Source organism: Synechococcus sp. WH 7805 (assembly GCF_000153285.1).
Lineage (GTDB): Bacteria > Cyanobacteriota > Cyanobacteriia > PCC-6307 > Cyanobiaceae > Synechococcus_C.
In genome coordinates this window covers 996,729-1,021,961 of the sequence record NZ_CH724168.1, presented here as the reverse complement: position 1 = coordinate 1,021,961, position 25,233 = coordinate 996,729, and the positions used below count along the sequence as shown (strand labels likewise).

Below are 25,233 nucleotides of genomic sequence, written 5' to 3'. Positions count from 1 at the left end.
GGAACTAGTGGACCCAGCGGTCTCAAGTTTGTTTTTTATATTGAATGGGATTGTTAGATCTTCGTTGTATCTCGTGGTGTCTTGGAGGCCTGTAACTAAAGATGATCCTAGCGAATTTGTTTCACAAAGTGGTTTTAATTTAGACAGGTCGTATTTTAGCTGCTGGGTTAACTGGCTATCATCGCAGCCCTGAATGCAGAGATGTTCGAAGGCTCTATCTCGAATTTTTTCCATGTGGGCCGCCATGGCGCTGTCAACCCTGGCGCGCTGATCCATCCGTTGCATGCCGTTGACGGTGGAATTGGAGAGTTGGACTGACATGGTGACTGCGCTGGCAAGAATTACCGAGCTGATCATCACTTCAGGGAGTGAATAGCCGCTGCTGCTTTTCTTAAAAGCCAGTAGTCTGTTTTTTGCCTTTGGTGATAAGGGCAAATGCATTGCTCTGCCCTCCTTTAAGGCCTTCTTTATTTTATGTCGTCAGCATGCTGCTGGGTGGGTTGGGGCTGAGTATTGTTTTTGAAAATCTCTGGTTTCTTCACCGAGTTTTCATGGAATTCTCATTCGAGTGGTGAACGAATTTGATGGCTGATGATTGTTACTGATTGTCAATGATGAAGCTGCTCCATTTTGAAACGCCTATGGCTACGTAATCCTTCATGCCGATGCCGTAGGCGGTACCGAAGTTGTTGTAAAGCTGTTGTCCCATGTCAGCTGGAACCGCGATCTGAGCACCAGTGCCGTTGGATAAACCCCAGTTCTTGCCCCAGACCGCACCGTAGATATCCCCGCCTGTGCATTCACCAGTGCTATCACAATTAACATCGTCACCAGCGCCACCTTTGATGCCCAAGCTTGCATCGGGGAAAAAGGCCCACATGTTGTTGGTGCTGGCTCGTCCGCGCAGAATGACTTCTTGATCGGTCTTTTGATTCGTGGGATCAATGGGTCTGCCGAAGAAACCGAAATTGGAGGAGGGCGCTGAGGGGGGAATGTGTTTCATGCCGCTTTTGCCTCCGAAGTCAACACTGTTTCCGTCCACATAGATCCGGATGGGACCACCGTTGGTGTCCACGGTGAGGGTGTCTTGACCCTTCAAGTCGATGTCGTTGACAACACAGTGAGTGATGCCATCGGGCCCCACTCTGCAGGCTCCATTCAGCAGTTCACTGCTGTTGCTGCTGGCAGCAACAATCGTTGTATTACTGGTAATGTCCGGAGGGTTGTTGTATAGATCATTCATAGACTTGGGCGGTACCGGTACAGGTGGCAGGTCGATTGCACTGAGATAAATTTCTCCATCCACTTCGGTTTGGTTCTGATTGCCACCAACCACGCAGATCTTGTCGGATTCGCTGTAGCTATCGAGTGGTGTGCTGCTGCTAACCGAACACTTGTTGGGAATATTATCGACGCATTGCAAGCAAAGCAGATTGCCACTCAGGCGGCCTTTGAGGTCGTTGCCTCCCATGTCTACATTTTGTGCGAGTAGGCCTGGGAAGCCGCTGGTGGTGGTGGGTTCGTCGAAGGACGTGTTGCAGCTTTTGGCTTTGATCTCCACCGTTTGTTCGACGATCGCTGCTGCTGCTGTTGAGTTGTCGCTTTTGAGAATTTCCCCACGCATGCGCAGATCGGCTTTGCCGCCATAGAAGGGGCTGCCGTTGAAGTTGTAATTCTCCAGGGTGTACTTGCCGTTGCTGCCAATCGTTCCTGTGGTTGCGGGAACTCCTGTTGAAGCATTGGCGCAGATGGCTGAAAATAATGGAGGATTGCTCCAGTTTTCAACATCGACCACGAGGAGATGGGCGTGGTTTCGGTTGAGCGTTTCGATTAATTGAGAAAGACCCGCTTCCGCCACTTCACGAGCGGAACGGGCCTGACTCTGACGTACTGCCCCAGTCAACCCGAGCCAGGCTCGGGTTGTGCTTGCCATCAACCCTGCTCCAAGGATCAGGGTGACAATGAGAACGAGGGGGAGGATAAAGCCATTCTCGTCAGTAGCAAGAGGATATTGTTTCATTTCCTGGTGAAAATATTTTGAGGTTTCTTTTTATTCAGCTTCTGTTACGGTAACTGTTCCATCTGCTGGAGTAAATACCCAGCTGCCTTGAGTTGTTGTCGCGCCGGTTGTTACTGCGCTACAGGCGGTAGCCGAAACAGTTGGTGTCCATGTAATTTTCCCAAATGTTTTTGCAGATTGAAGAGCTGCATCGGTATTAGTATAATCAGGAGCATTTTCTAGGCCTTCTACTTGGCATGCTGTCATAAGTTGCTTGCCCTGTGAGTTTGCTGCTGAGACATTTGCTTTGTCTCTTTGCCCAAGAAGTGATGGCAGTGCAATTCCAGAGAGAACTCCGAGAATCACGACTACGATTAATAACTCCACCAAGGTGAAGCCCTTCTCGAGCAGATTGCGTGATTTCTTGCGGTTGAGCAGTGCCAGCTGCAGCCGGCTGTTGAGAGATGTCATGGCTGGTTCGATGGTGAAAGTTGAACTGGCACGTGGTGTGCTCACAGATCAACCATCTCCCTTTCTCATGGTTCGTACAGGAATGAACGGCTAAAGCTTTCTAAGAAGGCTCTTAGAGGTGCTCTCAGCTGTTGAAGCGTTCTGTCTTGCCATCGCTGAGAGGTTGGCTGCAGTCCACTGCTGTGTTGTCGGTGATTGCTGGCTACGTGATCCTGCTGGGCGTGAATGCCGCCCTCGGTGATCTGCAGCGCAGACAGCAGCACCTGAAGTTGGCGGCATCACTGCGCCAGGAGGCTTCGGCTGGGGTGCTGGCTGCAGGTCCTCTGCGTTCGCTTGGTCTGGAGGTCAGGGTGTTGTCCGAGGGGGAAGAGCTCCGCCCCAGTCTTCGCAAGGGGCCGTCCGGCCAGCAATGGCTGGTGAGCCGCTCCACCCTTGAGCTTGCCAATGGCGAGCGTCGCTTTTTTGAGCTGCGTCAGGACGTGAGCCTGGACCTCGAGCAGCAGCACCTGGCGCAGCTGCTGCTGGTGGCTGCTGCTGGTGTTTCGATCCTGTTCACGTCGCTGCTGCTGCGGCCGGTGTTGAGGAGGGGTCTGGTGGTTCCCCTCAACGACCTTGATCAGGAGCTGCAGGCCCTGGAGGCCGACACGCTTGGGGATCATCTTCTGGATCCGATGCTGCAGCCCCAGGAGTTGCGCTCCATCGCCCACGCCTTCAACAACCTTCAACAACGCCTGGCAGAGGCCTGGAAACGGGAGCGATCGTTTGTGGATGGTGTTGCCCACGAGTTACGCACGCCGATCACGGTGATCTCCGGCCACAGCCAGCGCTTGAAGCGTCAGGTGCTTCCCGATCTCGCGCTGAAGTCGGTGGAGTCGATTGATGCGGAAGCCAGGCGGATGGGCAGTTTGCTCACGGCTTTGCGCGAACTGGCGCGCTGCGATGCCGGCCGATTGCAGCTGCAACTGCAGCACCTCGATGCCGATGAACAACTGCTGCTGGCCCATGAGCAGGCCTGGCCGCGGCCGGCCGACCGGTTCCCGTTGCCGCTTCCATCCACCAATCGCTTGCCCTTGTTTTCAGCGGATCCCAGCCGTGTTCAACAGTGCCTCCAGTTGTTGATCACCAATGCGCTCAATTTCAGCACCGGTTCGGTGCGCCTGTTCGCTGAAGTGACTGACCAGCAGCTTGTGCTGCATGTGCAGGACTCTGGCCCGGGGATCGCTGAATCCGAGCGTGCGCTGGTATTGCAGCGCTTCCAGCGCGGATCGAGTGCGGCTGGGCAACGGGGCCCTGGTGTCGGTCTGGCCCTTGTGGACGAGCTGATGCGAGCGATGAACGCTGCGGTGGTGATCGCTGATGCACCTGGCGGTGGCGCTGATCTGCAGCTGCGTTTCAAGCTTGCTCCAGACGCGCCATGAAGCCCACACCGCGCACGGTGTGCAGCAGTTTTGGCAGTTCGGCCCCCTCCAGCTTGCGGCGGAGATAGCCCATGTACACATCGAGAGTGTTGGGGTCGCCGACAAAGGGTGCTCCCCAAACGCTGTCCAGAATCTGCTCGCGCGGCTGCACTGTGCCTTGGTGTTTCACCAGAAAGGCGAGCAAATCAAACTCTCGTTGGGTGAGGGAGACGTCGCGTTCGCCGCGACGCACCGTTCGGGTCATCAGATTGATCCGTAGATCGCCGAGCGTGAGTTGTTCACTGGGGCGTTCAACACTCGGGTAGCGGCTGCGCCGCAGCTGGGCGCGCACCCGCGCATGCAGTTCCGGCAGCTCGAACGGTTTGGTGATGTAGTCATCCGCTCCCAGATCGAGTGCCTGAACCCGATCCTCCAGATCGTGATGGGCTGTGAGCATCAGCACCGGTGTGGTGTCGCCGCTGCTGCGCAGGCGCCTGCAGATCTCGATGCCATTGAAATCAGGCAGGTTCCAGTCGAGCACCACCAGGTCAAAGCGCTGTTGGCGTAACAGCAGCAATGCCTCGGCTCCGCAGTTGGCCCCCTGGCACACAATGCTGTCTTGGCTGAGTTCCTCCAGCAGAAACTGCAGTAGCTCCGGGTCGTCGTCGACGATCAACAGTTGGCCGCTGGGCTCCTCGGCCATCGCGAACAGATCAATGTCGTCACCTTATGGGTGAAGGCCGGGGAATGCTTCAGCCAGTTGTGCTGCTCCCGTTCTCATGCTCTGTTGTGAACCGCTTCGGCATCAGCCCAGGCCGCAGGCCCAAGGCTTTGTGATGCCCCTGGCCCTGGGGGCGTCATCCCTGCTCCTGCTGGGCAGTGCCTCCATTCACACCCTCAGCCTCCAGGGGCGCTTGCGGGTGGCGGCCCATCAGCAACGCGCCGTCGGGGCGGATCAGCTGCGTTCGGTGGCGCAGGCGTTTGTTGCAGCTTCCCAAGGCCCCCAGGCCTGTTTGCTGCCTTCGCCGTCCGTGGCCTGGGAGGCTGCGCGATCTGCTTGCCCAGAGGCCGACCCTCATCTTTTGAAAAGCGGCGTCGTGGATGGGGAGCCCTGGCGCCTGATCCGTTGGCAGCCCGCTGCCAGCCGCGGAACGCTGCTGCTGGCTCTGGACGATGGCCGACAAGCCCGGGTTCTGGTTCGTTTAACGGATGATTTTGCGGTGATTTCCCTCGGAGAGCCCCAGCTGCTTGGCCGCTCGGTCCAGGAGGACGTCTGATGAACCTGATCGAAGTTCTCATCTCCAGCCTGCTGCTGGCAGGAAGCAGTGCTGCGGCTTTGGGGGTGTGGGGTCAGGCGGCAAGCGAAGTGGCGGCGTCCACTCGGCTGGAACAGCAGGCGGATCAGTTGGAACAGCTTCGTCTTGCGAGCCATCGCTGGCTGATCGCCGAAGCCGGGGCCCATACCCTCACCAACGGCTCCTGCCGCTTTGATGCGAGCAGCCTCAGCGCAGCCATGGATCAGGCTCTGCCGGTGCCGGAGGGGATCCGCCGGCAGTGGACACCCGATCCCGATGGCATTGGAGTTTGGCAGGAGCTCGAGGCGCACGCACCCCAGGGCCCTGCTGGTCCGCAGCGGCGTCAACTGATCACTCCAGCGGCCTATGGCCTGTGCCAGCCATGACCCCCACCCGCAATGGCTTCACGCTGGTGGAGCTGATGGTGCTGGTCGCCATCGTGGGCATCATCTGCAGCATCGGCCTGGTGCATGCCGGTGCCGACCGGGATCGTCTGCAGCTCGATGCGGCAGCTCGTCGCTTGCGGTTGGGTCTTGAACGGGCTCGGCTTTCGGCCCGCAGGCACCAGCAGGCCTGTGCTGTGGCCTTGGTTGCGGGCGGCTGGGTGGCGGCCGATCACGCCAGCTTGCCCCCCTGCAGCGGTGCGGCCCTGTCGCTCCATGAGGGTGTTGGTCAGGCCGCGATCAAAGTGCACACCAACCTGCCCTCGGTGCTGCGGGTGTCAGCCAACGGCTTGCTCCTCGATGGTGGCACCACGGTGTTGAGCCATCCGCGGGTGACGGGCAGACGCTGTCTGGTGGTGAGCCTGCCCTTGGGGATCAGCCGTGTCGGCAGGTATGCGGCCTCTCCCTCTGCTGATGGAGAGGCGTTGCGCAGCAGCCAGTGTCTGCCGTTGCTTCAGGAGGGCTGAGCCTGTGATTCCACGCCAAGGGTCCAGGGGCTTCACCCTGTTGGAGCTGCTGTTGGCCTTGAGTCTGGGCACCGCGTTGTTTGTGCTGTTGCTGCGCCTGATCGGAGCCGACCTGCGGCTGGGCACGGCCATGGCCAGGCATCTGCAGGCTTCAGGGCTGCAGCGCCGCACCCTGGAGCTGATTCGCGATGAAGTGGCGATTGGCCATGGCTGGATGGTGGATCCACCACTTTCGTCCACCTGGCCCTGTCGCCTCAGCGGACGGCGACCGGTGCTCGCCATCGCCATGGACCCCGGCGACCCCGATGCCCGCGGAGACGCTGTGATCGTCTATTCCGTAGGCCAGGCACCGTCTGCGATCTGGCATGGCCAGGTGCTGATGCGCTGCGGTCCGTCCTACGGGCTCGATGGAGTGCTGAATCTCCAGGGTGCGTTTCAGAACCGGGTGCTCTTGGATGCGCTGCCGGCAGCGCCCGATGCAGGATTTGAGGCTGTTCCCGACTCAAACCTGCCTGTGCTGCAGCTGCAGATCGAGCAGGTGTTGCCGGCTGCCTCTGGGGGTGAGCGGCGGCTGCGCACCAGGCGCGCTGCCTGAGTTGCGCCTGCACTCTCCCCCGATTGAGGGATGGCAGCCTCGAACACTCGTGCTCAACTGAAGAGGTTGTTGCGCCCGTGCAGGATGCCCTCGTCGGGAATTCAGCGCCGTCTGGAGCGCACAAGTGCGAGTGCTGTGCTTCTGGGGTATGGCCTGCTGCTGTTGGTGAACCTTCAGGTGTTCAGCCGCAACCGTGATCAGCGCCAACTGGACACGATGGCCATGGCGGAGCGTCTGCTTGTGCGCAGCAAGGCGGATCAGGCTGATGGCGGAGCGTTGCAGCGCTGCTTCAACCATTTCTCAACCTTTGATCGCGCCATCTGGGGGCAACCGACCGGCTCTGCTGCCGGCATGGTGATGCCGCAACTCAGCAGTAACGATTTCATCGCTTCCAATCCCGAGTTGCGTGCACGGGCGCAGGACTTAGCCCGCAGCGCCTCCAGTCCTCAGACCTTTGCGCACGAGGCACGCACTTACACGGTGAGTACCGCCGCGGTCAATCTCAGCGATGAGCCCTGGCGGTTGTACCTGCTCACTGATGTCAGTCAGGACGTTGCAATGGAGCGACAGCTCAATTTGATCCTTACTGCGGCGGCCTTGCTGGCGTCGTTGGTCACCTTGATGCTTAATCGCCGCGGGATTCAGCGCAGCCTGCTCCCCCTGCGTCGCTTCGGTGACACCCTCAGCGCTGTGCGTTCAAGTTCTCTGCAACAGAAACGGTTTGAGCCGGATCAGGAACCAGAAGAACTCCAGCCTCTCGCCCATGCGTTCAACGCGCTGCTGGATCGCCTGACCGAGGCCTTTGAGCGCCAGCGCCAGTTCGCCAGCACCGTGAGCCATGAGCTGCGCAATCCGATCACGCTGATTGGCGGCTACAGCCGCCGCTTGCTGCGGCGTTCCGACAACCTCTCCGACGACCAGCGCCATCAGTTGGGGATCGTGGAGGAAGAGAGCCGTCGTCTGGGGCGGTTGGTGACCGATTTGTTGGCTCTCACTCGAGCGGAAACCGGCAGCTTGCAGCTTGATCTCAAGCCTCTGAGCGTCTGCGACGCCGTGCAGCAGGCGATTGACCTGGCCGGTGGGGCGGGTGAGCGCCGATTCCTTTTACGTCCTGACGATGGCATTGACCCTCACACACTTCAGGCCTGGGCCGACCGGGACCGCGTGGTGCAGTGTCTTGTGAATCTGATCGAGAACGCCTGCAAGTACAGCCCCCAGCAGTCACCAGTGGAGATCGGCTGCTCTACCACGCCGTCTGTGGTGGAGCTGCGCGTTCGCGACCATGGTCCCGGAATACCGCCGGAGGAGAGGAGCTTGATCTTCGAGCGCTTCCGCCGCGGGCAACACAACACCGGCATTCCTGGCAGCGGCATTGGCCTGGCGGTGGTGTCCACCCTCGTCTCCCAGATGGAAGGAGAAGTGTCGGTGGAGGATGGCGAGGGCGGGGGTGCCGTGTTCGTGATCAGCCTCAGGCGATGCCCCCGTCCCTCGGATCCACGCCCTCGGCATCACCGCCATTAAGGAGATAAAACGCGATCACGGCAAGGCAGGCGATGGTGAGAAACAAATGATCGATCCAGCCAAAGCGCACGCCCATGCCCCTCAGCGCGATGTGGGTGTTCACCACCATCAGCACGATCGAGAAGGGAGCGAACAGCAAGGCGGGCAGCGGCTGGACGCTGCGGCGCTGATGCCACAGGCTCACCAGGGGCGGAATCAGCACGGCGGTTGAAAGCGCATGCAGCAGGCGCATGCTCAACTCGCTGTGAAGGTGGGGGGTGATCGTGGCCCATAGGTTGGCCGGAACCAACAATGTGCAGAGAATGAGGTAAGCGATCATCAAGCTGATTGCAGAAGGATGCGGAAGCGGCTGCCCATCCCGGGTTCACTGGCCACAGTGATCGATCCCCCCATCGCCTCAACAAGTAATTTCACTACGGAGAGACCGAGGCCGCTGCCGCTGTAGCCCCCGATGTTCGACCCTCGATGGAAGCGTTTAAAGATGTGGGGTTGGTCGGTGCTGGGAATGCCGATGCCATGGTCGATTACCTCCACTTGGAGCCCCTCGGCAACGCGCGCCACGGTCAACTGGATCGGTTGATCAGGAGGAGAGTATTTGTGAGCGTTTTCCACCAGGTTGACCAGCACCTGATGCAGGCGGGATGCGTCGCCAAGGGCAACGAGGGAGCACTCATCGTCTGGTCGGGTGAGCTCTAGAAAGCGCCCGTAGGCGGGTCCCTGCACGCGCACGATGGTGTCCAGCAGTGGTTGCAAGGGCACCGCTTCTTCCTTCACCTGCAACCGGCCGGAATCGCTCTTGGAGAGATCCAGCAGATCATTGAGCAGCTGCTGCATCTCGGCGGTTTCGTCCTGGGCATCCTGGAGGCATTGCTTCAACGCCGGATCCAGATCCGGTGCCTTGCGCATCACCCGTTTCAGCGAACCTGACACGAGAATCAGCGGCGACTGCAACTCGTGGCTCACCGCGCTCACGAATTGTCGCTGCTGACTCCACGACCACGCCAGCCTTTCGATCAGGTCGTTGTAGGTGCGCGTGAGGCGGGCGAGTTCGATGGGCCCCCTCGGTACGGGCAGGGCCGCCGTTTTCAGCCCCTCGGCTGTGAGTTCTGCGCTGCGGTCGCTCAGATCCTGCAGGGGCTTGGTGATCCGTCGCACCAGCAGGGTGACCAGCATCAGGGAGCCTGCGAGGCAGCAACCCCAGATCACGATCATCCAGCCCAGGAATTCGGTCTGCGATTGGCCCAGCTCGGTGATCTCCATGCTGCTCCAGAGCCAATCGCCGGAGTCAATCGTTCGGTCCACAATGGTGAGGTGATCGCGTCCCCTCACCTCGATCATGTTCGCCTTCCCCGGAGTTCGTGGCCGATTGGTAGCCATGGAGGACTGCACGAGTCCACGCAATGAAGGCCGCCGGAGACTCTTGGGGACGACCAGCGTTCCATCAGCCTTCTCTAGCCAGTGTTGAATGAGCGAATTCGAGTGGTAGCTCAACTCCCTGAGGACTTCGTCAGCATCTTCAGTCTCAATATCCATCAGGTGTTTGGCCGCTAAATCAGAAACAGCTCGCAGCTCCGCCTCTCCCATCTGCAGGCGTGTGCGTTCGCTTAACCAGAGGCCTGCACTGGTTGCCGCCGTGAATCCCAGCAGCACGGCGGCATAAGTGGCCAGCTGCAACTGGCCCAGCATGCTGCCTGTGAGGCGGTGTTTCCAGAATCGCGAACGGTGCATGCGTTAATCCTGATCGTTGCGGTTCAGGCAGGCAAGAATGACTGGCACAACACACCTGCAATGACGTGAGCTTTGCGTCTTCTCCTCTGGGCTCCGCCCGCCCGAGCCTCTCGGGCCGGATGGCGCGTTGGGGATTGGTGATTGTGGCGATGTACCTGTTGGTCGCCTTGGTCACTCCCCTGCTGCTGGCTGCGGGAGTGCTCCCCGATCCCAATGCAGGGCTTGAGAATCCCATCTATGCGCCGCCGTCGCTCCAGCACTGGTGCGGAACTGACCGCCTCGGGCGGGATGTGTGTGTGCGCACGCTGCAAGGCAGTGGGGTGGCGTTGCAGGTGGTCCTTCTGGCTGTGGCGCTCGCCCTTGTGATCGGAGTGCCCTTGGGCATGGTGAGCGGATATCTCGGCGGCGGTGTTGACCGGATTCTGGTGTTGCTGATGGACACCCTTTACACCCTGCCGGTGCTGCTTCTGTCAGTGGTATTGGCCTTTCTGCTGGGTCGGGGCATCCCCAACGCTGCCGCAGCTCTCTGCGTGGTGTACGTGCCTCAGTATTTCCGGGTGGTGCGTAATCAAACCGCCCAGGTCAAGGCTGAGTTGTTCGTGGAAGCCGCCCGCACCCTGGGGGCTGGTCCGGTCTGGATTCTTCGCCGCTACTTGCTGCGCAATGTGATCACCTCCGTTCCGGTGCTGCTCACCCTCAACGCAGCTGATGCGGTGCTGGTTCTGGGAGGCCTGGGATTTCTCGGCCTCGGCTTGCCGGAAACGATTCCGGAATGGGGTAGTGATCTGAACCTGGCTTTGGCCGCTGTCCCTACTGGAATCTGGTGGACAGCCCTGTATCCGGGGTTGGCCATGTTCATTCTGGTTCTCGGTCTCTCCTTTCTGGGTGAAGGTCTGGAGGCCTGGGTGAGCAGCACCGGTCGCGACGCGGCACACTGAAACAAGCGCTTGATCCCACCATGCCGTTTTGGGCCACGCTCGTTTTGTTGTCGTTAATGGTGATTCTCTGGGTGTCTGGCCGCAGCAATCCAGACGATGTGATCGGCCTTCTGGAGCAGATGCTGGCGATCACCCTGGGGCTGGTGGTCCTTTTTATCGGCCGCAGTTTGATGCTGGAACTGTTGGCCTTGGTGTTTGCGCTACGTCTGCCCGCAGCCCGTCGCAATCATCCCGTGCAGGAACGAACTCAGGGCAGCAAAGATGTATTGATGCCGTTCTGATCGAACCTGCTGGGGAGTCTTAAAACGCCAGCTGGAATGCCACAAGCACGCCCATCACGGTGAGGATGGCGTACTCCATGAAACTGATAACCCCCAGAGGGGTTTTGGTGTTGCCGCCCACGCAGGCGCAGTTGAGGGCGAGCTTGTCGATGTAGACCGCCTTGATGATCGACGCCATGCCCGGCACCCCCACGACTAGTGCAGCCCAACCGGCCAGAGGCAAGGGAGGACTGAGCAGAAAGCCAAGGCCGATCAGCAGCTCCACTCCGGGATAGAGCTTGCCCCACGGCCGCCAGCGCTGGGTGATGAGGTCGTACTTCAAGAAGCTGGCTGCGAACGACTCCACATCCATCAGTTTGAGCATCGCCAGAGCGCAGATCGAGATGCCCATGAAGTGCTGGATGATGCTGTCTCCCAGCACCAGGGCCATCAACAGGGCCGTGCCAAACACGGCGATCACAGGGGTATACGAGTACTCGGCGCTCTCAGCCTTCTCGCCAAGCACCTCAGCCAGTTCGCTGTAGCCCCCGATGCGCCTGTCGCCAGAGAAAATCTGCGGCGTGGTGGGCACGTTGTGACGCTGCTTGAAGGCGTTCACCTGCTCCTGGCTGCTGAGACGGTGATCCTGAAAGGCGATACCTCGGCGTTGCAGCAGCGCGATGGCCTTCAGCCCCCAGGGACATTCATGCTCAGGCATCGACATGCGGTAGAGATGCACATCACCCAGCTCGTATGCCATCGCGGGGCGGTCGCATTCACTTATTCGGACCGTAGCCGCCGGCTCGAAGGTCAGCAGCGCAATTTGGCGGTGCGCGGAAGGTCTTCGAGGATTTCTCCTTGTTCGTTCAGCTCCGGATAGGAACGTCCCTGCTCGCGGCACCAGGCGGCCACTTGGGGATAGGCCCATTCGAACAGCAGATCGCTGTAGTGCTCCGCTGGAACTCCTTCACCGTTCAGAGGAGCCAGGCCTGCTGCCTGGCGTTGACGCAGTGCCTCATACAGCAGGGTGGCCGTGGCCACCGAGACATTGAGGGACTGCACCATTCCTCGCATCGGAATAAAGATGGCCTGGTCCATCAAGGCCGTGGCCTCTTCCGTTAAACCCCACTTCTCAGCGCCGAGCACGAAGGCGCAGGGACCGGTGAAATCGCAGTCGCGGTAATCACGGGCATCGACGCCCAGGTTGGTGCCGTAGAGACGGAAACTCCGCTCCTTGAGGTGATGCACAGCGGTGCTGATATCGGCATGGTCGCGAAGAGACACCCAGCGTTGACTGCCCTGGGCGGTGCTGTTGAAGGTTCGCGGCCTGCCGCTGAAGCTCACCGCATGGGCTTCGAGCACACCCACGGCATCGCAGCTGCGCAGGATGGCCGAGAGGTTGTGGGGTTTCTCGACATGCTCCACCAAGACGGTCAGATCGGACATGCGTTGGTTCAAGACCGTCTTTAGGCGCTCGAATCGACGGGGAAGCAATGGCATGGGCTGACTGGGGCTGCGTGCCGGATTGCGTGCACACAGAAGTCGCCACGAATCCTCACCTCAGAGTTGCATGCACCATGGCCTGATCAGCGGGCTTGCGATTGCTCAAAGCACTGATAGGGCTTGAACCAGCCCTTGAATCTGTTCTTGTGGCAGGGCGTGGTGTTGCAAGCAGGACGCGATGGCCTGCGCATTCGGACGTCTTGGGCTGGACGATCGTTGAACAATGAGTGATGCCATTTGCTTGCCGAGAGCGAGCAAACTGGGTCGTATCTTGTTCTAGAGACGGTCGCGAGCTTGTTGAGGTTGAAGTGCTTAGGCGGCTTCGATTTGTGCCGAATAAAAAATTTGAAATCGTTTGTTGACTTCGGGCAGATCGAGAATCCACTTGCTCTGGGCCACTGCTGGCATCCAGGCGAGACGAGCATTCATGAGATCCAGCAAAGAGTTGGCTGACCTGGGGTTGTTGAACCGACCGTCAGTTCAAGCTGCCGAGGACGCGTGTGACGAAAGCCAGGGTCGTGACGACGACACCAGCAGAAAGGCATTTGGGTGGTCGTGAACGAGGAGTCACAACTGGTTGCAATCGGATGGAGGTCTGGTCATCAATGATGAGCCAATGGCCTCAAGAATGGGGGTGATTCCTACCGATCACATTGTGAAAAGGATCTTGCTGGCTGGTTTCTGTGTTTCTGGATTGGTGATTTCACCATTGCAGGGAATCGCAGGAGACTCTATGCATCGAGTGGAAGGCGATTATATCTATCATGATGATCCTTATGGTCGGGATGATCGACTTCGGCGGACGTCACGAGATAACCCAGATGTTGATACAAACAGTTGTATCGAAGGCAGTGTGATTGGAGGTTTGTTGGGTGCTGGTCTCGGTGCTGCCCTCTCGCGGGGGAGTGGTCGATGGGTTGGAGTGCCAGTGGGTGGTGCTGCCGGCGCGCTGATCGGCTGTCAGGTGGATGGTGGTTGAAATGTGATGCCAAGCATCGCACCATTGAAATGAATAGAAGGAGTCAGATGCTGACTTTCACCATTCGCATTCATCGCCGGAGTTGCAGGGATAGATCTTGTAACCCTCTCCAACACGCGTTGGTGTGTTGCTGTTGTTAATCATCCATTTGTCGAATCGTAAAACATATTTATTAGGGCTTTCTTGAAAGAGTCCGGCGAAGTAGATCTCTACAAAAGGAGGCCAGCCTTTCCCGCTGACCCCAGGCTCGTTATCTGCATAGCATTTCCAGCCGGATTTCACCCCATAGGAATCCATGCTTGGCGATGTGAAATTCGCGTTCGGCATGCTGGAGTCTTGTTCGCAGACCCATGGGTAGAGGGCGAAGCTGAAGGTATGGATTTTGCCTTTGACGTTGTCGTATGGATTGCCAGACTTGTGAATGGCCATGATCTTGTCGCAGACAGGTTTGTACCAGGGGCGAGCCTTGCCTGCGCCAGCGCCGCAAATAGCCCCATTGCGTACGTCGTCACCAGATCCATACCAGCCAGCCCAGTAACGCATCTGTCCAAAGGTTGTCTTGGAGTTGGGGTGGGTAAAGGTGCAGTGATTGCGACCATGGGGGCCTTTTGTGCAGCTTGGTTGAGTATTGCCTCCGTCAAATCGCTCAATATATTTAATATCTCCAAGGCAATCGGGTTGAATGCCCGCACCGTCGCAGTTGTGGAAGACCCAATAGTCTTTTCGATTGCTTTTCGGAAAACTAGCCCACGTTCGAGCACCCATATTCCATTGAGCTCCAGCCACGATGTTTTCATAGGGACCGCCTCCGCACACTGATTGCAGGACTGGATTTTGATCGAGATTGAACTGGAATGGCCGATAAAAGAATGGAGAACAGCTGGTATCACCCGCGCCTTCTCCACCGCCGCCGCAGAAGTTGGTGAGTTTGGTCACCGGTCCATTGGGTGCAGGAATATGAGCCCAGCAAAAACCTTGCCCTAGTCCGCTGATTAATATCGAGGATGGTGATGATTTCGATGGTTCAAGGATCTTGTTGTTCTCAGATGGAATGGCAGGGGTCAGTAAGGTGAGGCTTGAACCAAGTCCGGCCAATAATGTGTTCAGCATGCCATTCATGAACTCACTCTCTAATACTGGTCCCTTTCAAAGAATGATCTGTGAATGCTTGGATTCCGAAACCGCTTCGGAACCAAGAGGAGTGTGATGACGGCAACGTTTGACTCTCGTGTTCATGCCGTTGTGGCTTTAATTCCTTATGGACGTCTGGCGACCTATGGGCAGGTGGCTGACTGGATCGGTGCCTATGGCTGTGCCCGTCAGGTGGGCTGGGCCTTGCGCCGGCTCACCCTTCCATCGACGATTCCCTGGCAAAGGGTTGTGAATGCCCAGGGTCGGATTTCGATGAGCCTGAGCCGTGAGGGATCTGACTGGATGCAGCGGGAGCTGCTGATCAGCGAAGGCATTCCCGTGGATGACGAGGGGCGGCTTCCGCTACGTCGTTTCCTCTGGGAGCCTCAATCTGAGCTTCTCGAACAGGCCCTGTCGCGCTGTGATCGTTCAGAAGCGAAAGCCCGTCTTGATCAAGCCGCCCAGATTATTGATTGATGTACCGAGTCCCTGTGGAGATAAAACGCCTACCTCTCCACTGTCCAGGCTTCCCAGGCCAGTCGTTAGAAACCATATCTGAGAACTGCTTGATGCTGGTGATTGATTAAAGGTTGCTTTTTGAGGCCTAACGACCGTGCGAGTTGTCTTCAGAGATGTTCTGGGCGGTTGCCTCTGCAACGACAGGAGTGATCAGCCCCAAGGAGCTCACGACCAGGGGCATTTTCAGCGCTTGTATTGAACCGCTCAGTGAATCACTAGCCTTCGATACTCTGTCGCGATTGTGAGATCGTTTTTGACTGAGTTTTTAATCGATGCTTCTAGTAGGCAACGGTTAAACCCAGGCCGACGTGATGCTGAAATCCTTTGCCCCATCCGCCTGCTTCACGTTCGTCAGTGCTGTACACAGGTTCCCAGTGAGCAAAGAGCGTTAATTTCTCGTTCAAGGGATACTCGAGTTCGATCTCACCACCCCAGTCAGTTCTCTGATCGAGACCTGAATAGCTACCGGGAATGTAGAAGCGAGGACCTCCAGAAATGGTGACATTCAATTGGTCGTAATTGAAGCCAAAGCCAACCCAGGTGTCGGTGTAATTGCCCAGATAGGTTCCGTCGCTTTCCCATCCGGTACGATTTTCTGCTGAGACGAACAGTCCATCGACAACGCTCTCAAGTCCATCTCCCAGCGCAAAATTGACATCTCCATCGCCAAAGGCGTAAACAACTTCGGTGCCGATTTCATGCTTGAAGCCACGAACATCTTCGGCTTGTGTTGCGCTGACCCAATAGGGTTTCCAGTCTGCGGCGATCGACAGCTTGTCGTTAGGTTGATAGCGAGCTGCTAAGTAACCTTTCGCATCGACGCGGCGGTAAGGGCTTCCTTCTCCTTCTTCTTCTTCTTCTCCTTCTTCTTCAATCTCGACACGCCCGTAGAAGTGTTCGGCCTCACCGTAAACAACGGCCGGGCCGAGTTGCCCTTCGATGGTGAAGTTTGAGTTTTCGCCAAGCCCCCACTCGAAAACGCCGCCGAATTGGAGATCAATGGCTGAGTGGTAAGGCTGTCCTTCCAGGTTGTTTTCAAATCCCGTATGGCCTTCGATGGTCAGCACGGGAATTGCTCGAAATTCACCGGCTTCCAGCTCTTCCGCTTGTGTTGCTCCGCCATGAGCGCCGTGGGCGTGCCCTTTTGAGTAAGCGATCTCGCTAATGCCGAGCGTTGCGCCTACCAAGGCGATAACGGCAAGACGCCGAACGACGGGATTCATGGAGGACAAAATTTGTTGTTGTGAGAACGATAATCATTCTCGAAATCCGTGCAAGAGGCGCGTTGCATTTGGTTGTGTTGAGCTCGCGGCGCTAGCTCTGGAGGGTGTGTTGCCTGTCACGCGTGAGTGAGTCGCCGTCTCGATCCGACAAGCCTGGGCTGGCGTCTCGCCGGGTGGCGTTGGAGGTGCTTGAAGCGGTGGCGGCGGGGGCTTACGCCGATGTGGCCCTTGAGCGGGCGCTGCGGCAGCACCCCTTGCAAGCCGCTGACCGTGGCCTGGCCACCGAATTGGCCTATGGCACCATCCGTTGGCGGCAGTGGCTAGACGCCTGGCTCGACAAGCTCGGAAAAGTGCCTGCCCGCAAACAGCCTCCACGTCTGCGCTGGCTGCTTCATCTCGGGTTGTACCAGGTTCTGCGTATGGAACGGATCCCTCCAGCCGCGGCAGTGAATACCTCTGTGGAACTGGCCAAAGGCGGCCCGTTGGCACGCTTGGCACCTGTGGTGAATGGTTTGCTACGCGCAGCCCTGCGGGCCCGTGATGCTGGCGACGGTTTGGTGCGACCTTCTGAACCGGAGATGGAGCTGGCGCAGGACCAGTCGCTGCCGCTCTGGTTCACCCGCGATCTCCTGCGCTGGTGCGGTCCAGTGCAGGCCGCTCAGGTGGCGCAGGCCTGCAATCAGGTGCCGCCTTTGGATTTGCGCATCAATCGTCTGCGCGCATCGCCAGCAGAGATGGCTTCACGCTTTGCCGAACACTGCATGCCCACGGCTCCGATCCCCGGCTGCCCGGATGGGTTGCAGGTGTTGGATCCGGCTGGGGATCTTCGGCAGTGGCCGGGTTTTGACGAAGGTTACTGGTGTGTGCAGGATCGCGCGGCGCAGTGGGTGGCTCCGTTGCTGGCGGTTGAGGCAGGACAGCGAGTGTTGGATGCCTGTGCAGCGCCCGGCGGTAAAGCCACCCATCTGGCCGAACTGATGGGTGATCAAGGTGAGGTGTGGGCTGTGGATCGTTCACCCGGGCGCCTGCAACGCGTGGCAGCCAATGCCTCTCGGCTCGGCAGTCATTGCATTCATGCCTTGGCGGCGGATGCATCGCAATTGCTTCAGCAACGCCCGCAGTGGATGGCCTCCTTCGATCGGATCCTGTTGGATGCCCCTTGTTCAGGCCTGGGTACCTTGGCCCGTCATCCTGATGCGCGCTGGCGCATCAGTGAATCTTCGATTGCCGATTTGGTGCAGCTTCAGGCTGGTCTTCTTGATGCACTCTTGCCGTTGCTCAAGCCTGGCGGCCGCATCGTGTATGCCACCTGCACAGTGCACCCTGCCGAGAACACCGATCAAATTCATGGCTGGTTGCAGCGTCATCCCCAACTTGTGCTGGTGTCTGAACAGCAGCGCTGGCCTGACCCCCAGGGGGGAGATGGGTTTTATGCAGCTGTGATCACTGCACCGGCAGCGGCCTGAAATTTTCATCCACCGGAGGTCCCCCCGGTGGCGCTACATAACGGGGAGGCGCAGGAGCAGGTGTAGCGGGTGGTTCAGTCCCACCAAGAAACGGTTCTTCGCCGGGGGCCCAGAGGTCGGAGTCAGGAGAGTCTTCGTCTCCCCGGAAAGGAGCTTCTTTCTTTTTGTTTAAACCTTTGGCTTTGCCAGGGGGCTGGAATGTGCGGGTGAGCACGGGCTTAGGAGGAAAGTTCTGCACCTGGTAGGTGTCCTTCACATCCTCCATGAACTGCTTCCAGGCCCAGGCTGCCTCTCCGCTGTTGCTGTTGGTTTCCTTGTTGTTGTCGTAGCCGAACCACACCGCTGTGGTGAGTTGTGGGATTGATCCGATGAACCACAGATCACGTGCTCCTTCCGAAGTTCCGGTTTTACCGGCTACGGGACGATCATCCAGGCGGGCTGCTGCGCCGGTTCCGCCACTCACCACCCGCTGGAACATCCAGTTCATGGCGTCGGCTACATCGCTGTCGAGGGCCCTCCGTCCTTTGTCTCCGTCTACACGTCGGCTCCAGAGCACATTGCCATCGGGGCCACGGATCTCTTCGAAAGCTGAGGGTTTGACATAAATACCGCGATTGGCAACAGCGGCATAGGCGGCTGTCATGTCAAGAATGGTTTGCTCGTAGGCCCCGATCGCCATGGGGTAGTACTTACCCAACGGGCGCTGGTTGCCAATGCCCAACTTGTTGGCAGTACTGATGATTGCGTCAAACCCAACCTTGTCCTGCAGCTGGACCGCCACGGTGTTCAGTGAGTTCTTCAGGGCGTCAGCCAGAGAAATCGTGCCGAAGTATTTATTGCCGAAATTCTTGGGGCAGTAGCCCGCCCAGCAGCGGGGAGCGTCCACAAATTTACTTTCCGGTTTCACACCGGCATTGATCGCTGCGGCGTAGGGGAAGAGCTTGAAGGTGGAACCTGGTGACCTCAGGGCCTGGGTGGCGCGGTTGAATTGACTGCTGCTGAAGTCCTTCCCTCCCACCATCACGCGCACCAGGCCTGTGCCGGGTTCCATCGAGACGATCGAGCCTTCGGTGTCGAACGGGGCGAATTCACGCACCACGGCCTGTGCTTTTTTTTGCCATTTCAGATTGAGGCTGGTGCGGATTTTCAGGCCGCCAACTTCCAGCTGTTCAGGGGTCAAAAGACGGGGTAGCTGTTGGGCAACCCAGCTGGTGAAGAAGGGCGCAGCGCTGTTGAAATATTTGGGAATGGCGGGTGTGAGCGCCAGGGGGCTGTTGCGGGCTTGCTCGGCTTCGCTCTCTGTGATGAACCCAGCCTGAAGCATGCGGCTGAGCACCAGACTGCGCCGTTCCAATGCCAGTTTTGGGTTCACCAGGGGCGAATACACCGAGGGTGCCGGAGGCAGACCGGCGATCAATGCGGCCTCAGGAAGGTTGAGCTGATTGGGTGTCTTGGAGAAATAGACCCAGGCGGCATCCGCAAGTCCGTAGGCGCTGGAGCCGAGATACACGTAGTTGAGGTACTGCTCGAGGATCTGCTCCTTGCTGAGCTGACGTTCGAGTTTGTAGGCCAGGGCCGCTTCTTTGAGCTTTCGGGTGAGCGTGCGGTCCTGGCTCAGAAACACTGTGCGGGCCAGCTGCTGGGTGATCGTGCTGGCTCCTTCTCGAACAGCACCTTGGCGAACGTTGCGCACCAAGGCCCGGCCGATGCCCCAGAGATCGACTCCGTCATGGTTGTAGAAGCGACGGTCTTCAGCGGCGATGAAGGCCTGCTTCACAAGCAGGGGCATCTGTCCAGGTTCGATCTTCTCCCGGGTGGCAGGGCCAAGCTTCTGGATCACAGCTCCGCTGCTGGAGAGCAGTGTGATCGTGCCTGGACGGTTGAAGCGACTGATGCCCCGGGCATCAGGAAGGGTGGCGTCAAAGGCACGAGTGATAGCGGCCTGGGCAAGGGCCACACCACCTCCCACCACAGCGGCGCATCCACCGATCAGAAACCAGTGAAGACGAGTGCGAATCACATCCCCGGGGTCAGGGGGCTATGGCCAATCGCCAGGGCCGTCACCAGCATGCCGAGAACCAGGAATGGCTGTGCGCTGGCTTGGTATTTCACGTCGTAGGCCACGGGATCTCGCAGCAGCCAGATGTCCTGGAAAGTGATCTGAGGCACGATCAGCAGTACAAGAAGCACAGCAGCAAAATGCTGCCCGATGGCGATCAGTACGGCAACCATCAACAGCTGAAAGATGTCGATCATCCCAGCGCTGATCCAGCTTGCTGGCCGAATTCCGAATGCAACTGGAAGTGACTGGAGCCCGAGTGCACGATCGCCCTCCACGCTTTTGAAATCGTTGACAACAGCGATGCCGAGTCCGGCAAGGCTGTAAGCCAGTGTGAGAAGTGCTGTCGCCCAGGTGAGCTGACCGAACAGCGCTTGACCAGCCCACCAGGGAAGTGCGATGTAGCTCGCTCCAAGGGCATAGTTGCCAAGCCAGCCGTTCTGCTTGAGCTTCAAAGGGGGAGCGGAATAGATGAAGCTCACGAAGGAACCACCCAGTGCAAGCAGCAACAGCACTGGGGTGGAATGTCCTGCCCAGACATCAAGGGAGTAGGCCACGGCGAGGCCTGAGACCAGTAGAACCCAGATCTGCAGTTTTACCTGGCTCAGGGGGATGGCTCCTGAGGGAATTGGCCTGTAAGGCTCGTTGATCGCGTCGATCTCGCGGTCGTAGTAGTCGTTGATGGTTTGGGTGTAGCCAGCCAGTAGCGGTCCACTCATCACCATGCAGGCAAGGGCCGCTGCGAAGTGATCCAGGCGCCATTCGTAATGACCGCTGGCCGCTGCACCACAGACAACACCCCAGATCAGTGGGATCCAGGTCACGGGTTTCATCAGCTGCAGGCGCAGCTTCCAAATGTTGGTGGTGCCGCTGGCACCTTTCATGCCGAGCAGCTGACGGGCGTCACTCACGCGTTGGGTCCTCAGGCGGGAGCAATTTCATCGTCGAAGAACCAGTTGGTGGACCCATCACTGAGCTCAACAACAACGCCGATGCCTTTGCCATCCACGGTCCGGAAATCAGTCACGGTGCCATTGGAGTCGGACTTCAGCAGCTCAACAAGAGCCTTGGGGATTCGATCACGAACGCGGGTGACACGCACCTTGGAGCCGATGTCGATGGTGACTGCCTGCTGTGACATGGCCTGCGAGGCTTGGAAAGTGGCCGCAACCTTAACAGCCGCAACTCAAACGCAATGGTCGCTCTCCGCCTGATTCCCTGCCTCGATGTCGCCGCTGGCCGGGTGGTGAAGGGCATCAATTTTGTAGGACTGCGCGATGCTGGGGATCCCGTTGAGCTTGCATGTCGGTACAGCCAGGCTGGAGCCGACGAGCTGGTGTTTCTGGATATTGCGGCCAGTCATGAGGGGCGTGCCACCCTCGTTGACCTGGTAAGGCGCACGTCCGAGCAGGTCACGATTCCATTCACCGTGGGTGGAGGGATCAGCTCTGTGGAGGGGATCACAGAGCTGTTGCGTGCCGGAGCCGACAAGGTCAGCCTCAATTCTTCAGCTGTCCGGCGTCCGGAGCTGGTGACAGAGGGGGCAGAGCGATTCGGTTGCCAGTGCATCGTTGTGGCGATCGATGCCCGTCGCCGTGATGGTGGCGGATGGGATGTGTTCGTGAAGGGTGGTCGCGAGAACACCGGTCTTGACGCTGTTGATTGGGCGTGTGAAGTGGCGAGGTTCGGAGCCGGAGAAATCCTGCTCACATCCATGGATGGTGATGGCACCCAGGCGGGGTACGACCTCGACCTCACCCGTGCTGTCGCGCAAGCGGTTCCGGTTCCAGTGATCGCCTCTGGCGGAGCCGGGACGCTCGATCACATTGCTGCGGCCCTCGACCAGGGCCCGAACGGTGGACACGCATCTGCGGCATTGCTGGCGTCCCTGCTTCACGACGGACTGCTGTCTGTTCAAGAGATCAAGCAAGACTTGCTGCGTCGTGGTTTGGCGATTCGACCCCTTGAGGGCTAGCTGGATTATTAAAATTTTGAAACATAGTGCGAATTGGCAGGCTTAGTGCTGGTCTCAGGATCCAAACCTTTGTCCCTGAGCGCACTGTTGCTGCCCATGGATGTTGCATGGTCGCCAGCTCCCTGGATTGGCCTTGCCCTGACGAGCGTCGTGATTGCTCTCGTTGCATGGGGGCTACAGCTCATGCAATCGGCTGTTGATCAGCAGGAGTTTTCGTTGATGCTCGCAGGGTGTTTGGTGTGTTCAGCAGCTGTTGGATTGGCCACGGTGATGGTGATGACCCTGAATGACTTTTTGCTTTGAGACCAGGAGATCCTGAAGCTGTTGAGAGGCTGTTCAATGACGCAGCCCCCACCTACGACCGGCTGAACGACCTGCTCAGTCTCGGCTTGCATCGCCAATGGAAACGCCAGCTTCTCCTCACCTTGGCTCCGCAACGGGGAGAGGTCTGGCTTGATCTGTGCTGCGGCACCGGAGATCTGGCCCTCGCGTTGGCCCGTCGTGTTCGTCCTGGAGGACAGGTGGTCGGGGTGGATGCGGCTGAGGCGCCGCTTGACGTTGCGCGTCGACGTGCAGCGCGCGAGCCCTGGTTGCCTCTTGATTTCCAGCAGGGCGATGCCCTGGCCCTGGACTGCGACACCGCTTCAGTTGATGGGGTGGTGATGGCCTATGGGCTTCGTAACCTTGCCGATCCGGCGGCTGGCCTCAGGGAGGTCAAAAGGGTGCTGCGGCCTGGAGGACGGGCAGGCCTACTTGATTTCAATCGCTTGCCTGCTGCGTCAGGGGCGGCGCGCTTCCAGCGTGCGTACTTGCGCCGTGTGGTGGTGCCTGTGGCTAAGGGGCTTGGCCTCAAAGACCACTACACGTACCTCGAAGCCAGTTTGCTGCGCTTTCCCGATGGCACAGCCCAAGAAGAGCTGGCGAAAGGCGCAGGGTTCGCTCGTGCCCGTCATCGCGCCATGGCCGGAGGGCTGATGGGGCTTCTGACCCTGCGTTGTTGAAGAGCTATAACTCCTCATCCTGTATCGGTTGCGACAAGTGAGACCAATGGCTTATGAAAGAAATGATTAAGAAACGGGGGTATTCACGTTGGCTTTTCCGCTGCCGTCGCTTCTGCCGTCGATCGAAGACCTCTTGGAAGAAGTCCAGTGGCTGGACGGGATGATCCTGGTGACCAACTCTCAGAAAGCCACGTTTGTGTCCTTTTCGCAGGTGGATCCTGTGTTACGCCGACTGCGTTCCCGTCCAAGGGGAGCGGAGGTCGCTGAACAGCTCTGTATGTCTCTGCTTGAGACCCATGGGAAGGGGGCGTCCAAGCCGGTGCTCGTGTTCCAGGGAGATGGCAGTTTCTGGCTGGGCATGATGGGGCCTGGCAAAGGTCATCCCCATCGTCACCATGCCATTGCCCATCTCCACCGGTGCCTCTCGTTGAGTTGAGCTCGGGGGCTTTAAGAGAAGACAGTTCTAGGAACTGATCCGTCTTCTCCGCTGATCGAAGTGATGGGTTTGATAACAAGTTGATCCCATTGTGGAGAATTTGATAACCATTGATTCAGATTCTTTCTCCAGTTAGTTCTTGATAATTTCAAGAGTGGCTTTGGTGGCAAGCTGCGAATCGATGGTGTTGTTGATATTTTGATCGAGGTCAAAATATGGCTGCTGATAAAGATTTAACAGCCTGTTGCTTGATTAGCGGTGATGGCGCTGTGAGTGGGAGAGAATATGATTCAAAATGGACCCTGCGTAAGCGCTGGAATAGGGGCAGTGAATGAAACTTCCATCGGTATATCCACTTGGGTGTAGATCTTTCTTTGCAAACTTTGTGTTTTTATTGTCGCATTGAAAAACTATCTGGAGAAGGTCTTGTCCGAGATCGTTGATCGTTGGCTTCTCGTGGCTGCCATTGCCCAAGAAAACAAATGACAGTATTTTGCTTCTGCTTGGAAGGACGTCTAGGAGATCGACAAGATCCCTGTGCCTCTCTTCTAGTCGGACATTGAAATACACAATGTCTGAATTGAAGGTCGAGACTAGTTTTTTGAATCGTTCAATTCTTCTTAAAAATGCTGATCTGTCCGGCTCTCGCGATGGGTCATGATGATTAAAGAAGTTTGTATTTCCGTAGAGCGTGTGGCCACACTGCCTTCGTGGGTATTGAGATTGCAGATTCTCTGGATTGATGAAGTTTTGAAAGTCATCCTTGATGATTCTTTTGATTTGCTTTGGTTCGATAAAAAGCCAGTCAAATGGAAGTGCGAACTTTCTGCCTCCTGAGTCACTAATAAATTGAGCGCCCAAACAGCAATCGCCTATGGGGATAAAGATTTCTCTGCCTTCTGAAAACTCTTGTAATTTCCTGGGTAGGCAGCTTTCGTCAAGATCTTTAAGTGCGCGCTGGCCCAGATTCGCGGTGAAAATCCAATCGTTGATAGACTCTAAGAAAGTTTCTTTGATTGGTTTCGCTTTCAGCCACTCGCCGAATCGTTCAAGATCTTCGAACTGCTTCAGTGCAATTAGATCTTTGGCGGTGTGCTCATAGCCATCCCAGATGCCTGGATGATGAGTGATTAGAAGTTTGGCGTACTCCAGCGCCTTCTCGCGATTGCCTGATGCAAGGAAGACAGCATTCGCAATGTTGAGGAGAGTGGGATGATTGGGAAGTTTTTTTAGGCCTGCTTGAATGTGTTGCTGTGCTTCTTCAAAGCGCTTGAGTGCAACGAGGTCTTGTGCTGAGCGTCCATATCCCTCCCAGTTTGTTGGATGATGCGTGATCAAAAGTTCCGCGAATTCTAGAGACTCTTGGCGCTTGTCTGATGCACGGAAAGCTTGGATCGCAATGCAGAGGAGGTTGGCTTGATTGGGATGCTTTTCTAAGCCTGCTCTAACTTTTTTCTGTGCTTTGGCAATATTATTCGATTTGAGAAGTGCTTCCGATTTCGATGCGAATGATCGCCAGCTTCCCATGTCTGTTGGGTAAACTGAGTTATTATTGCATGATTCTTCTTTTGGTCATTCTGGGTTGTCCAAGTGATAATGAAGGACCACTAGGTAAGGGGCGTCATAACAGTTGAACTGCTCGTGCCAGTGAGATTGGTCAGGCATGTCATCGCTGAATATGGTCCTTGGCGAAGTGAGTAAGCCCTGCGTATGGGGCACAGTGCACTTTTTGAAAATTGTTTATTCATTGTGCTTCTGGCACTTCTTGGCAGTGCCAATCACTTTTCTGATTGCTTAAGCGAATCGGCCACCTCGCAAGAACATAGT

The 25,233-nt window shown here is 57.6% G+C and carries 28 protein-coding genes; 15 read left to right on the top strand and 13 right to left on the bottom strand.

The genetic code is table 11. The features are described from left to right. Positions 1-598: 598 nt before the first annotated feature. The gene (locus WH7805_RS05500) at positions 599-1,933 is read right to left on the bottom strand and encodes a hypothetical protein (protein WP_156783623.1); all 1,335 of its coding nucleotides are present in this window, start codon (positions 1,931-1,933) and stop codon (positions 599-601) included. Between the two features lie 117 nt (positions 1,934-2,050). Then, entirely contained in the window at positions 2,051-2,515 is a 465-nt protein-coding gene (locus WH7805_RS13825; RefSeq protein ID WP_232198960.1) for a type IV pilin protein, read from the bottom strand. 86 nt (positions 2,516-2,601) lie between these two features. Here WH7805_RS13825 and WH7805_RS05490 point away from each other — a divergent pair, with 86 nt between their 5' ends. Next, positions 2,602-3,888 carry a sensor histidine kinase KdpD gene (locus tag WH7805_RS05490; protein ID WP_156783622.1) on the top strand — a complete coding sequence of 429 codons (1,287 nt, stop codon included), beginning with the start codon at positions 2,602-2,604 and terminating at the stop codon, positions 3,886-3,888. Here WH7805_RS05490 and WH7805_RS05485 read toward each other — a convergent pair. Further along, a complete protein-coding gene (locus tag WH7805_RS05485) occupies positions 3,863-4,570 on the bottom strand; it encodes a response regulator transcription factor (protein ID WP_006042017.1) in 708 nt (235 codons plus the stop codon). The genes WH7805_RS05490 and WH7805_RS05485 overlap by 26 nt on opposite strands. 133 nt (positions 4,571-4,703) lie before the next feature. On the opposite strand from WH7805_RS05485, the gene WH7805_RS05480 reads away from it, so the two are divergent. The 5 genes from WH7805_RS05480 to WH7805_RS05460 all read left to right on the top strand — a co-directional run bounded on the left by WH7805_RS05480 (position 4,704) and on the right by WH7805_RS05460 (position 8,188). Continuing rightward, positions 4,704-5,144 (top strand): hypothetical protein, encoded by a 441-nt coding sequence (locus WH7805_RS05480; RefSeq protein WP_232198959.1) that lies wholly within the window; start codon positions 4,704-4,706, stop codon positions 5,142-5,144. Then, positions 5,144-5,548 carry a hypothetical protein gene (locus WH7805_RS05475; RefSeq protein WP_006042015.1) on the top strand — a complete coding sequence of 135 codons (405 nt, stop codon included), beginning with the start codon at positions 5,144-5,146 and terminating at the stop codon, positions 5,546-5,548. Before WH7805_RS05480 ends, WH7805_RS05475 begins: the two co-directional genes overlap by 1 nt. Next, complete coding sequence (locus tag WH7805_RS05470; RefSeq protein ID WP_006042014.1) at positions 5,545-6,072, top strand: GspH/FimT family pseudopilin; 528 nt, start codon at positions 5,545-5,547, stop codon at positions 6,070-6,072. The genes WH7805_RS05475 and WH7805_RS05470 overlap by 4 nt, the downstream gene beginning before the upstream one ends. 4 nt (positions 6,073-6,076) lie before the next feature. Beyond that, positions 6,077-6,667 carry a prepilin-type N-terminal cleavage/methylation domain-containing protein gene (locus WH7805_RS05465; protein WP_006042013.1) on the top strand — a complete coding sequence of 197 codons (591 nt, stop codon included), beginning with the start codon at positions 6,077-6,079 and terminating at the stop codon, positions 6,665-6,667. A gap of 84 nt (positions 6,668-6,751) precedes the next feature. Next, a complete protein-coding gene (locus WH7805_RS05460; protein ID WP_006042012.1) occupies positions 6,752-8,188 on the top strand; it encodes a sensor histidine kinase KdpD in 1,437 nt (478 codons plus the stop codon). Here WH7805_RS05460 and WH7805_RS05455 read toward each other — a convergent pair. After that, the gene (locus WH7805_RS05455; RefSeq protein ID WP_006042011.1) at positions 8,136-8,507 is read right to left on the bottom strand and encodes a hypothetical protein; all 372 of its coding nucleotides are present in this window, start codon (positions 8,505-8,507) and stop codon (positions 8,136-8,138) included. The genes WH7805_RS05460 and WH7805_RS05455 overlap by 53 nt on opposite strands. After that, positions 8,507-9,916: a HAMP domain-containing sensor histidine kinase gene (locus WH7805_RS05450; RefSeq protein WP_006042010.1), complete on the bottom strand. Its 1,410-nt coding sequence runs from the start codon at positions 9,914-9,916 to the stop codon at positions 8,507-8,509. Before WH7805_RS05450 ends, WH7805_RS05455 begins: the two co-directional genes overlap by 1 nt. A 119-nt stretch (positions 9,917-10,035) precedes the next feature. On the opposite strand from WH7805_RS05450, the gene WH7805_RS05445 reads away from it, so the two are divergent. After that, on the top strand, positions 10,036-10,854 hold the full coding sequence (locus WH7805_RS05445; RefSeq protein ID WP_006042009.1) for an ABC transporter permease: 819 nt from the start codon (positions 10,036-10,038) through the stop codon (positions 10,852-10,854). Between the two features lie 20 nt (positions 10,855-10,874). Beyond that, positions 10,875-11,135, top strand: coding sequence for a hypothetical protein (locus WH7805_RS05440; protein ID WP_038004457.1), 261 nt, complete (start codon positions 10,875-10,877; stop codon positions 11,133-11,135). Between the two features lie 19 nt (positions 11,136-11,154). On the opposite strand, the gene WH7805_RS05435 is transcribed toward WH7805_RS05440, so the two are convergent. Continuing rightward, positions 11,155-11,874 carry a MauE/DoxX family redox-associated membrane protein gene (locus WH7805_RS05435; protein WP_006042007.1) on the bottom strand — a complete coding sequence of 240 codons (720 nt, stop codon included), beginning with the start codon at positions 11,872-11,874 and terminating at the stop codon, positions 11,155-11,157. A 50-nt stretch (positions 11,875-11,924) separates the two neighbouring features. Further along, entirely contained in the window at positions 11,925-12,614 is a 690-nt protein-coding gene (trmH, locus tag WH7805_RS05430) for a tRNA (guanosine(18)-2'-O)-methyltransferase TrmH (RefSeq protein ID WP_006042006.1), read from the bottom strand. A gap of 580 nt (positions 12,615-13,194) precedes the next feature. On the opposite strand from trmH, the gene WH7805_RS05425 reads away from it, so the two are divergent. Further along, the gene (locus WH7805_RS05425; protein ID WP_006042003.1) at positions 13,195-13,596 is read left to right on the top strand and encodes a glycine zipper 2TM domain-containing protein; all 402 of its coding nucleotides are present in this window, start codon (positions 13,195-13,197) and stop codon (positions 13,594-13,596) included. A 57-nt stretch (positions 13,597-13,653) separates the two neighbouring features. On the opposite strand, the gene WH7805_RS05420 is transcribed toward WH7805_RS05425, so the two are convergent. Further along, positions 13,654-14,715, bottom strand: a complete 1,062-nt coding sequence (locus tag WH7805_RS05420) for a hypothetical protein (RefSeq protein WP_006042002.1) — start codon at positions 14,713-14,715, stop codon at positions 13,654-13,656. A gap of 87 nt (positions 14,716-14,802) precedes the next feature. On the opposite strand from WH7805_RS05420, the gene WH7805_RS05415 reads away from it, so the two are divergent. Beyond that, positions 14,803-15,204 carry an MGMT family protein gene (locus tag WH7805_RS05415; protein ID WP_038005091.1) on the top strand — a complete coding sequence of 134 codons (402 nt, stop codon included), beginning with the start codon at positions 14,803-14,805 and terminating at the stop codon, positions 15,202-15,204. A gap of 320 nt (positions 15,205-15,524) precedes the next feature. Here WH7805_RS05415 and WH7805_RS05410 read toward each other — a convergent pair whose 3' ends face one another. Continuing rightward, entirely contained in the window at positions 15,525-16,469 is a 945-nt protein-coding gene (locus WH7805_RS05410) for a hypothetical protein (RefSeq protein WP_006042000.1), read from the bottom strand. 122 nt (positions 16,470-16,591) lie between these two features. Between WH7805_RS05410 and WH7805_RS05405 the strand changes: the two genes are divergently transcribed. Then, complete coding sequence (locus WH7805_RS05405) at positions 16,592-17,935, top strand: 16S rRNA (cytosine(967)-C(5))-methyltransferase (RefSeq protein ID WP_038005089.1); 1,344 nt, start codon at positions 16,592-16,594, stop codon at positions 17,933-17,935. On the opposite strand, the gene WH7805_RS05400 is transcribed toward WH7805_RS05405, so the two are convergent. From WH7805_RS05400 to WH7805_RS05390, 3 genes are read right to left on the bottom strand one after another with little or no spacing between them, the layout of a single operon-like run. Next, positions 17,913-19,955: a transglycosylase domain-containing protein gene (locus WH7805_RS05400; protein WP_006041998.1), complete on the bottom strand. Its 2,043-nt coding sequence runs from the start codon at positions 19,953-19,955 to the stop codon at positions 17,913-17,915. The two genes, WH7805_RS05405 and WH7805_RS05400, sit on opposite strands and share 23 nt — an antisense overlap. Then, positions 19,952-20,905 carry a chlorophyll synthase ChlG gene (gene chlG, locus WH7805_RS05395; protein WP_006041997.1) on the bottom strand — a complete coding sequence of 318 codons (954 nt, stop codon included), beginning with the start codon at positions 20,903-20,905 and terminating at the stop codon, positions 19,952-19,954. Before chlG ends, WH7805_RS05400 begins: the two co-directional genes overlap by 4 nt. Positions 20,906-20,916: 11 nt before the next feature. Beyond that, positions 20,917-21,135 (bottom strand): DUF2862 domain-containing protein, encoded by a 219-nt coding sequence (locus WH7805_RS05390; RefSeq protein ID WP_006041996.1) that lies wholly within the window; start codon positions 21,133-21,135, stop codon positions 20,917-20,919. A 54-nt stretch (positions 21,136-21,189) separates the two neighbouring features. Here WH7805_RS05390 and hisF point away from each other — a divergent pair, with 54 nt between their 5' ends. The 4 genes from hisF (at position 21,190) to WH7805_RS05370 (ending at position 23,406) form a co-directional block, all read left to right on the top strand. Continuing rightward, positions 21,190-21,969, top strand: coding sequence for an imidazole glycerol phosphate synthase subunit HisF (gene hisF / locus WH7805_RS05385; protein ID WP_006041995.1), 780 nt, complete (start codon positions 21,190-21,192; stop codon positions 21,967-21,969). 69 nt (positions 21,970-22,038) lie between these two features. Next, positions 22,039-22,272 carry a hypothetical protein gene (locus WH7805_RS05380; protein ID WP_232198958.1) on the top strand — a complete coding sequence of 78 codons (234 nt, stop codon included), beginning with the start codon at positions 22,039-22,041 and terminating at the stop codon, positions 22,270-22,272. Next, complete coding sequence (gene ubiE / locus WH7805_RS05375; protein ID WP_006041993.1) at positions 22,269-22,970, top strand: bifunctional demethylmenaquinone methyltransferase/2-methoxy-6-polyprenyl-1,4-benzoquinol methylase UbiE; 702 nt, start codon at positions 22,269-22,271, stop codon at positions 22,968-22,970. Before WH7805_RS05380 ends, ubiE begins: the two co-directional genes overlap by 4 nt. 88 nt (positions 22,971-23,058) lie before the next feature. Beyond that, on the top strand, positions 23,059-23,406 hold the full coding sequence (locus WH7805_RS05370; protein WP_006041992.1) for a hypothetical protein: 348 nt from the start codon (positions 23,059-23,061) through the stop codon (positions 23,404-23,406). Positions 23,407-23,658: 252 nt separating this feature from the next. Here the strand turns inward: WH7805_RS05370 and WH7805_RS05365 are convergent, their stop codons facing one another. Next, positions 23,659-24,933: a DUF1796 family putative cysteine peptidase gene (locus WH7805_RS05365; RefSeq protein ID WP_006041991.1), complete on the bottom strand. Its 1,275-nt coding sequence runs from the start codon at positions 24,931-24,933 to the stop codon at positions 23,659-23,661. Positions 24,934-25,233: the final 300 nt, after the last annotated feature.